Annotated in this window: 8 protein-coding genes; 2 read left to right on the top strand and 6 right to left on the bottom strand. The window is 65.9% G+C overall.

Annotated features, from left to right (window positions below; translation table 11 throughout):
- Positions 1-99: 99 nt before the first annotated feature.
- Positions 100-720: an EamA family transporter gene (locus CA2_RS16920; protein WP_052370003.1), complete on the bottom strand. Its 621-nt coding sequence runs from the start codon at positions 718-720 to the stop codon at positions 100-102.
- A gap of 413 nt (positions 721-1133) precedes the next feature.
- On the opposite strand from CA2_RS16920, the gene CA2_RS16925 reads away from it, so the two are divergent.
- Positions 1134-1328, top strand: a complete 195-nt coding sequence (locus CA2_RS16925) for a heavy-metal-associated domain-containing protein (RefSeq protein ID WP_042420287.1) — start codon at positions 1134-1136, stop codon at positions 1326-1328.
- Between the two features lie 118 nt (positions 1329-1446).
- Here CA2_RS16925 and cueR read toward each other — a convergent pair whose 3' ends face one another.
- The 5 genes from cueR to ttcA form a co-directional block, all read right to left on the bottom strand.
- Entirely contained in the window at positions 1447-1905 is a 459-nt protein-coding gene (gene cueR / locus CA2_RS16930) for a Cu(I)-responsive transcriptional regulator (protein ID WP_042420273.1), read from the bottom strand.
- 284 nt (positions 1906-2189) lie between these two features.
- A complete protein-coding gene (locus tag CA2_RS16935) occupies positions 2190-4694 on the bottom strand; it encodes a heavy metal translocating P-type ATPase (protein ID WP_042420275.1) in 2505 nt (834 codons plus the stop codon).
- Between the two features lie 176 nt (positions 4695-4870).
- Positions 4871-5371, bottom strand: a complete 501-nt coding sequence (locus CA2_RS16940; RefSeq protein ID WP_042420278.1) for a YjjA family protein — start codon at positions 5369-5371, stop codon at positions 4871-4873.
- A 59-nt stretch (positions 5372-5430) separates the two neighbouring features.
- Positions 5431-6132, bottom strand: coding sequence for a DUF4136 domain-containing protein (locus CA2_RS16945; RefSeq protein WP_042420281.1), 702 nt, complete (start codon positions 6130-6132; stop codon positions 5431-5433).
- Between the two features lie 203 nt (positions 6133-6335).
- Positions 6336-7307 (bottom strand): tRNA 2-thiocytidine(32) synthetase TtcA, encoded by a 972-nt coding sequence (ttcA, locus tag CA2_RS16950; protein WP_042420284.1) that lies wholly within the window; start codon positions 7305-7307, stop codon positions 6336-6338.
- Between the two features lie 539 nt (positions 7308-7846).
- Here ttcA and CA2_RS18855 point away from each other — a divergent pair.
- The coding region (locus CA2_RS18855; RefSeq protein WP_369441277.1) for a prepilin-type N-terminal cleavage/methylation domain-containing protein at positions 7847-7900 on the top strand (54 nt) is incomplete at its 3' end.

Consider the following 7900-nt stretch of genomic DNA (forward strand, 5'->3'; position numbering starts at 1 on the left):
TCGTCATGGTGCCGAAGACGTGTTTGGGCAGGTGCTTGAGGGCGAAGAGTTCCAGCGAGATCGGGATGGCGCAGGAGATCAGGGCCACGCCCAGGCCGGTCAGCAGCACGCTGGGCGACAGCAGGGCCGCGCCGGCATGGGCCACGCCGACGGGCACCACCACCAGGGCGGCCACCGCTGCGCCCAGGGGGCGGTGATGCTGATGGGCAGGTGGCCCACGCGCTTGCCAAAGACGATGTAGGAGGCCCAGCCAATGGCGCCGAACGCGGCGTAGGCGATGCCGGCGGGGTTGAGCGTGTTCACGTCGTGGCCCAGGGGCAACAGCAGGCCCAGGCCCAGGCCCAGCACGGCCAGGGCGATCCACCCATAGTCCAGCGGCCGGCGCGATGACCAGACGGCGACGGACAGGGGGCCGGCAAATTGGATCGCTACGGCAACGCCGAACGGCAGGGTGCGCAGCGACAGGTAGAACGACAGGCACATGACGCCCAGCGTGGCGCCGTACAGCGCGATGGAGCGCAGATCGTGGCGTGCGATGGAGGCCCGCCAGGGGCGCCAGAACAGCAGCATCAGCGCGGCGGCAAAGCCCAGTCGCAGCGCCGTCGTGCCCTGCGCACCGATCTCCGGGAACAGGCTGTGCTTGGCCCAGGAGGTGCCGGTGCACAAAAAGGCGATGGAGCCCAGGATGGGAAGCAAAAAGGTGGGGCGCTGCGCAGACATAGGGCGTGAATGTAGCGCTTTGCGGGCCACCTTGGTGCGCGTGCGGCGGCAGGCACAGAGCGTGCGGTGGTGTAGCCGATCCACGGGACCGTCAGAGGCCTGTGGGGGGTATCCGGGCTTGCCGCTGGTGGACATGGCCGCCCGGTCTCTGTGGCCTGCCGTGGAGCCGGCATGTGGGCCTGGGCGCACGTGCGGCGGGTGGGCTGCAGGTCGTCAGGGCACCATGGCAGTCCCAAGAGCTGGGGTGCGTGCTTTATTGGGTGTTTTCGCTGTCTAGCCCCCACAGGATCAGCGCAGCCTGCTCTGATTTTTAGGGTGTGCACGTCGGCTCACCCTGCGTGGCGCAAGGGCTTGACCTTCCCATCATGGCAAGCCTTAGTCTGGCGCCATTGCATTTTGACCAGGAGTTTTCCATGCAATTTCACATCGACAGCATGACCTGCGGCGGCTGCGCCCGCAGCGTGACCAAGGCGATCCAATCCGTGGATGCCGCCGCGCAGGTGACGGTGGACATCCCCACCCACACGGTGCAGGTGCAGACCACGGCCCCGCAGGCCGCGGTGGTGGCGGCGCTGGAAGAGGCAGGCTACCCCGCGCAGGTGCAGTAAGCGCGCTGCGCCACCCCGTGGGGGTTGGCGGCAGCGCCTGACCCACGCCACGCGCGTCCCAAAGGCCATGGCACATGCCATGGCCTTTTTTGTGGGGCGTTGCGGTGATGGGGGGCGGTTAACGAACGGGCGGGCAGCAGGTAGTTTGGGCCGGGGCCGTACCATCGTCCGCGCCGGGGGCGGAGAGGTCGGCCGTCTCCAGCCCTTGCAGGATGGGGCAGTCGGGCCGTTCATCGCCCGCGCAGCAGGCGGTCAGCGCCTGCAGGGTGTCGGACATCTGCTGCAGCTCCTGGATGCGCCGCTGCAGGTCCTGGATGTGCTGCAGCGCCACGCGCTTCACGTCCGCGCTTTTGCGGCTGCGGTCCCGCCACAGGTCCAGCAGGTCGTGAATCTCCGCCACCGCAAACCCCAGGTCGCGTGCGCGGCGGATGAAGCGCAGCATGTGCACATCCGACCCGCTGTACGCGCGGTAGCCGGACTCGGTGCGCTGGATGGGTGGAATCAGCCCCACCGACTCGTAATAGCGAATCATCTTGGCCGACACGCCCGAGGCCTTGGCCGCTTCTCCGATATTCATAGGCGTTCTCCGAAAATTTTCACAGTGCACCGATGGTTGGGAACATGTGGCACAGCGCTGGCACTACGGCAGACCTGCCGCAGCGCTGCTGCGCGACAGGTCTGCATCCATCTCCTGACGCGCCGTGGATGTTTGAGCGGCGCGCTGGTACAGCGCACAGCGAGTTTCGCGGCGGGTAGGCCCAAGCGCATCTTTGGTGACCTTCTGGGCGCACCCAGAAAATCACTCGGCCGCCGGGACGAACTCCCGGCCTCTGCCGTCAAAGACGGGATGGTCGCAATCGATCAGGCCGCAGCCTCGGCCATCGGCGCCTGGAAGCTGCGCAAGCGCAAGGCATTGCCCAGCACAAACACACTCGACAGCGCCATGGCACCGGCCGCAAAAATCGGCGACAGCAGGACACCATACGCGGGATAGAGCGCGCCGGCGGCCACGGGGATCAGCGCCGTGTTGTAGGCAAAGGCCCAGAACAGGTTCTGCCGGATGTTGCCCATGGTGGCCTTGGACAGCGCAATCGCATTCGGCACGCCCTGCAGGCTGCCGGACATCAGCACCACGTCGGCGGCTTCCACGGCCACGTCGGTGCCGGTGCCGATCGCGATGCCGACATCGGCCGCGGCCAGTGCGGGCGCGTCGTTGATGCCATCGCCCACAAACGCGACATGGCCGTGCGTGGCCTGCAGCTGCTGCAGCGTGGTCACCTTGCCTTCGGGCAGCACTTCGGCCACCACTTCGTCAATGCCCAGGCGCGCGGCAATCGCCTGCGCGGTGCGGGCGTTGTCGCCGGTGATCATGATGACCTTCAGCCCCAGGGCATGCAGGGCGGCAATGGCGCCGGGCGTGCTGGGCTTGATGGGGTCGGCCACGGCGATGATGGCGGCCAGTTGCCCATCCACGGCCACGTACAGCGGCGACTTGCCTTCGCTGCCCAGGCGGGCCGCCGTGGGGGCGAAGCGCGCCACGTCCAGCCCCAGGGCGTGCATGAAGCGGTCGGCACCGACCTCCACGCGCTGGCCCAGGGCCGTGGCGCGCACGCCCATGCCAGTGATGGAGGCAAAGTCGCTGAGGGCAGGCACGGTCAGTTGCTCGTGCTCGGCGGCTTGGACGATGGCGCGGGCAATCGGGTGCTCGGAGCGCGATTCGGCGGCCGCGGTCAGCGCCAGCACCTGGGCGCGGTCAAAGCCCTCGGCCACTTCCAGGTCGGTCAGCGCGGGGTGGCCTTCGGTCAGGGTGCCGGTCTTGTCCACGGCCACGGCCTGGGTGTTTTTCAGCAGCTGCAGCGCTTCGCCCTGGCGGAACAGCACGCCCAGCTCGGCGCCCCGCCCGGTGCCCACCATGATGGAGGTGGGGGTGGCCAGGCCCATGGCGCAGGGGCAGGCGATGATGAGCACGGCCACTGCATTGACCAGCGCAAAGCTCAGCGCCGGCGTGGGGCCGAACACCAGCCACACCAGGAAGGTGAGCACGGCGGCGGCCATCACGGCGGGCACGAACCACAGTGTGACCTTGTCCACCACGGCCTGGATGGGCAGCTTGCCGCTCTGGGCCTGCTCCACCAGCCGGATGATCTGCGCCAGCACGCTGGCGCTGCCCACGGCCGTGGCGCGCAGGGTGAAGGCGCCGGCCTGGTTGACCGTGCCGCCCACCACGCGGCCATCGATGGTTTTGGCCACGGGCACGGGCTCGCCGGTGATCATGGATTCGTCCACATAGCTTTGGCCTTCCAGCACCGTGCCGTCCACGGGCACGCGCTCGCCGGGGCGCACCTGGATGAGGTCGCCGGTCTGCACGTCGGCGGCCGGCAGCTCCACCCACTGCCCGTCGCGCTGAACGCGCGCCGTCTGCGGCTGCAGGCCGATGAGCCGCTGGATGGCCTGCGAGGTGCGGCCCTTGGCGCGGGCCTCCAGCATGCGGCCCAGCAGGATCAGCGCGACGATGACGGCGGCGGCCTCGAAGTACACATTCACCGTGCCGGCCGGCAGCAGGCCGGGCAGGAAGGTGGCGACCACGGAATAGCTGAATGCCGCCAGCGTGCCCACGGCGACCAGGGAATTCATGTCCGGCCCGCCGCGCAGCAGCGCGGGCAGGCCCTTGGTGTAAAAGCGCCGCCCGGGAATCAAGAGCACCAGCGCGGTCAGCACACACTGCAGGTACCAGCTGTTTTGCAGGCCGATGGTGCCCGCCACCCAGTGGTGCATGCCGGGGATCAGGTGCGAGCCCATCTCCAGCACAAACACCGGCAGTGCCAGCACCGTAGCAAGGGTGAAGTCGCGCTGCAGCGCGGCGTATTCGGCTTCCTTGTGTGCGGCCTGGGCCTCGGCTTGCGCCCGCGCGGCCTGGGTGTCGATGGGTTGGCCGGGGTAGCCGGCCTTGTCCAGCGCGGCCAGCAGGGCCTCCAGCGTGGCGCTGCCTTGGACCGTGGCGCGTTCGGTGGCCAGGTTTACCTGGGCCGCGGTCACGCCGGGCACTTTTTGCAGGGCACGTTCCACCCGGCCCACGCAGCTGGCGCAGGTCATGCCTTCCACGGCCAGCTCGACGGTCTGGCTGGGCACCTCGTAGCCGGCCTTTTCAATCGCTTGCACCACGGCGGCAGTGTCCAGCGGGCCAGCAGGCTGGATGTGGATGCGCTCGGTGGCCAGGTTGACACTGACCTCGGCCACGCCGGGCACCTGGCGCACGGCCTTTTCGACCCGGCCCACGCAGCTGGCACAGCTCATGCCGTGCACGGGCAGGCTGAGGGCCGCCGCGGTGGCGGGGTGGGCGTGGGGCGTGGATGGTGGGGTGGACATAGGCAGAACCTGTGGTGCTAGAAGGAATAGGGTACAGCGTAATCCTTGACATCATGGGAAGGTCAAGCGCAGGGGCATGGTGTCGTCGCCGGACAGCAAAAAGGCTTGCACACTGTGCAAGCCTTTTGACCTTCCAGCGCTTGTAGCGTAAGCGTGGGTAGCTATGGTTTTGGTGGTTAGAGCAAGGACTTGGCGTTGTCCAGCACCAGGTCGCAGGCCTTTTCCTTGAGGTCGCCCTGGAGCTTGTCCATGCTGAAGCTCTGGCCATTGCTGCCAGTGATGGTGCCCGCCAATCCCTGGAGGTAGCCCGGGTCCTTGGGGGCCGGCTGCTGGGGTGTCACGCCCAGCTTGCCCAGCAGCTGGGTTTTCACCTGCTCGGCCTTGTTGGGGTTCAGGTAGTTGTTCTTCATGCAGTAGGTGATGACACCCGCCGCGTTGCCGGCCGTGCCGGAGGCCGGGACCCCCAGCGAAGACAGCATGCCGCTGGAAGCGGCGCCACTGTGGCCCAGCAGGCCGCCCAGGGTCGAGGCGTTGCTGTTGTCGCTGGCCGCGGTGCTGCCACCGCCCAGCGAGGATGCCTGCTGGCGCAGCGTGTCACCCCAGTTGGCGGCGTGGGCGCCCAGGGAGAGGCCGCTGGCAGCGGCACAGAGCAGGGTGGAAGCGATCCAGCGTGTCATGGCAGATTCCTCAATCGGGTGGAAGGGCCGCACCCAGGCGAGCGCGGCCCGGGATGGTGTCAGCGGGCGGCCCCTGCCGCGGCGGGGGCGGCGGCCGGCGTGGCCGTGGTGGCGGCGGGCGCGGGCTTGGCCTCCAGCGTGGTGCGGACCTGGCGCGTGCCGGCAGGGGGATTCGGGAAATCGGTCAGCGCCGCATCGAACAGCACGTTCCAGATCACCTGGTCGTCCATGCGCACCTCGTCGTATTCGGCCGAGGTTTCATAGACGATCTGCTGGGTCTGCTGATCGCGCAGCACCAGCTTGACGGCGCGGTAGTAGACCATGGGGGGCGTGTCCATCATCCAGTTCATGCCCAGGCCGCCGCCCCAGCGGCCACCGTAGGCCATGCCCCAGCCAAAGCGCGGGCCGTAGAACCAGTCGTCATAGGCCGGGTGGTAGGCCCGGCCTTGCGATGCCGTGGCCCCGACCTGGACCACCAGGCGTGCCAGCTCGGGGCGCGGGTCGCGCGTCAGGCCCACGCGGCGAAGGGCCTGCTCGGCCGCGGCCTCGACCCGGGCAAAGCTCTGCTGCTGGGTCTGGGAGGGCAGCAGCTCCAGCCGGTAGGTGGCGGGCAGTTGCACGCCACCCATGCTGGCATAGGTCTGCACGCTGCTGGTGATCTGGCGCGGGCCGCTGGCGCAGCCAGCCAGCACGGCGGCGCTGGCCAGCACGGCCACCAGGGCCCAGCGGCGGGAAGTGGAGGGAAGGCGGTGTGGCTGCATGGGCGTTCCTTGGTCGGTAGCTGGGACAACGTTCCTGCCCACCATTGTGCTGACAAGCACGGGCCGGGGGAACCTGAGGGCTGAAGATGGCAGTTGGAACCGCCGTGACCGCCACAAGTTCCTGCGGCTGCAACCGGGGCGGGGCCCGGCGCCCACAAAAAAGCCCCGCACAGGGCGGGGCTGGATGCTTGCGTGAGCGCGGCTTAGCCGATCTGCACCACCTGCACGCCGCCGGGCAGCGTGGGGGTGGTGGGCAGCTCTTCGTGGTCGAAGGCCATGTCGCCATTCGGGTCGGCCACGCCGGTGGCCTGGGCGTCTTTGAAGTTGTGCAGCGCGGGATCCATCATGTGTGTGGTCACGATGTTGCCCATGGCGCGGAACATGCTCTCGATGCGGCCAGGGAACTTCTTGTCCCACTCGCGCAGCATGTCGCCCACGGCCACGCGTTGCAGGCCGTCCTGGCTGCCGCAGAGGTTGCAGGGAATGATGGGGAAGTTCTGGTACTGGGCCCAGCGCGTGGTGTCCTTTTCGGGCACGTAGCACAGCGGACGGATGACCACGTGCTTGCCGTCGTCGCTGACCAGCTTGGGCGGCATGCCCTTCATGCGGCCACCGTAGAACATGTTCAGCATCAGCGTCTGCACGATGTCGTCGCGGTGGTGGCCCAGGGCCACCTTGGTGCAGCCCAGGCGGTCGGCCACCGAGTACAGGATGGCCCGGCGCAGGCGCGAGCACAGGCCGCAGGTGGTCTTGCCCTCGGGGATCACACGCTTGACGACGCTGTAGGTGTCCTGGGTTTCGATGTGGTAGTCCACGCCGATGGACTGGAAGTACTCGGGCAGGATGTGGTCGGGGAAACCGGGCTGCTTCTGGTCCAGGTTCACGGCCACGATTTCGAACTTCACGGGCGCACGCTTTTGCAGCTTGCGCAGGATGTCCAGCAGGGTGTAGCTGTCCTTGCCGCCGGACATGCAGACCATGATCTTGTCGCCGTCCTCGATCATGTTGAAGTCCATGATCGCGCGGCCCACTTCACGGCACAGGCGCTTTTCCAGCTTGATCTGCTCGCGTTCGATCTTGATCTTGCCGGGCTTGGTTTCGGCGGCGGTCTCGCCTTGCGCAGCAGCCTCGGCGGCTTCGTCGGCGATCCAGGGGTTTTCAGTCACAGCATTCATGTGCGGCACGTGGATGGAGGGTGTTGTCAGCGTAGGTGGGCGCCGCAGATGGGTGTGCAGCTTGTTCCCAAAGCGTGCATTGTCGGGCCAACCGAATGGTCATGTCCGAGCTTGGAAAATTTTGCCCCCCGTCCCTGGCCGGACGAAGAGCAGCAGAGCCTGCGGTGAATATTTTTTCTTTTTTGATGATTCACGATTTGTTTATTTTCTTATGTCAGTGATTTTGTATAAATGATTCAAAAAGTAAGAATAAATGTACAAGTCCACCGGAATAATCACTACATATTTCAATTAATACTGAAACAGTTAAATATATGTAATGCGATTGATTTTGATTTGCTTGTTTTTATGGGCTTGCTGGGTTTGTTTCTATGTAATTGTGCTGATGCAAAAAAATGTTTTTTTGCGAGACAATCGTCAACAGCAATCTCGCTGTTTTCTCAATATTTTCAATTGGCTGTATTGGCTGAATGAATATTTTCAAATCCATCGAGAAAAAAGAGACTGGTTATTCAACGGGTCAGAAGCAGGCACATTCCATGCGCAAATCAAAGGGTTTTACGCTGATTGAGTTAATGGTAGCGGTGGCTGTA

Source organism: Comamonas aquatica NBRC 14918 (assembly GCF_000739875.1).
GTDB classification, from domain to species: domain Bacteria; phylum Pseudomonadota; class Gammaproteobacteria; order Burkholderiales; family Burkholderiaceae_C; genus Comamonas; species Comamonas aquatica.

Bases quoted from the DNA above. Each gene is read 5' to 3' on its own strand.
- ttcA (WP_042420284.1), bottom strand. From the start codon at position 7,307: ATGAATGCTGTGACTGAAAACCCCTGGATCGCCGACGAAGCCGCCGAG.
- CA2_RS16940 (WP_042420278.1), bottom strand. From the start codon at position 5,371: ATGACACGCTGGATCGCTTCCACCCTGCTCTGTGCCGCTGCCAGCGGC.
- CA2_RS16945 (WP_042420281.1), bottom strand. From the start codon at position 6,132: ATGCAGCCACACCGCCTTCCCTCCACTTCCCGCCGCTGGGCCCTGGTG.
- cueR (WP_042420273.1), bottom strand. From the start codon at position 1,905: ATGAATATCGGAGAAGCGGCCAAGGCCTCGGGCGTGTCGGCCAAGATG.
- CA2_RS16925 (WP_042420287.1), top strand. From the start codon at position 1,134: ATGCAATTTCACATCGACAGCATGACCTGCGGCGGCTGCGCCCGCAGC.
- CA2_RS16935 (WP_042420275.1), bottom strand. From the start codon at position 4,694: ATGTCCACCCCACCATCCACGCCCCACGCCCACCCCGCCACCGCGGCG.
- CA2_RS16920 (WP_052370003.1), bottom strand. From the start codon at position 720: ATGTCTGCGCAGCGCCCCACCTTTTTGCTTCCCATCCTGGGCTCCATC.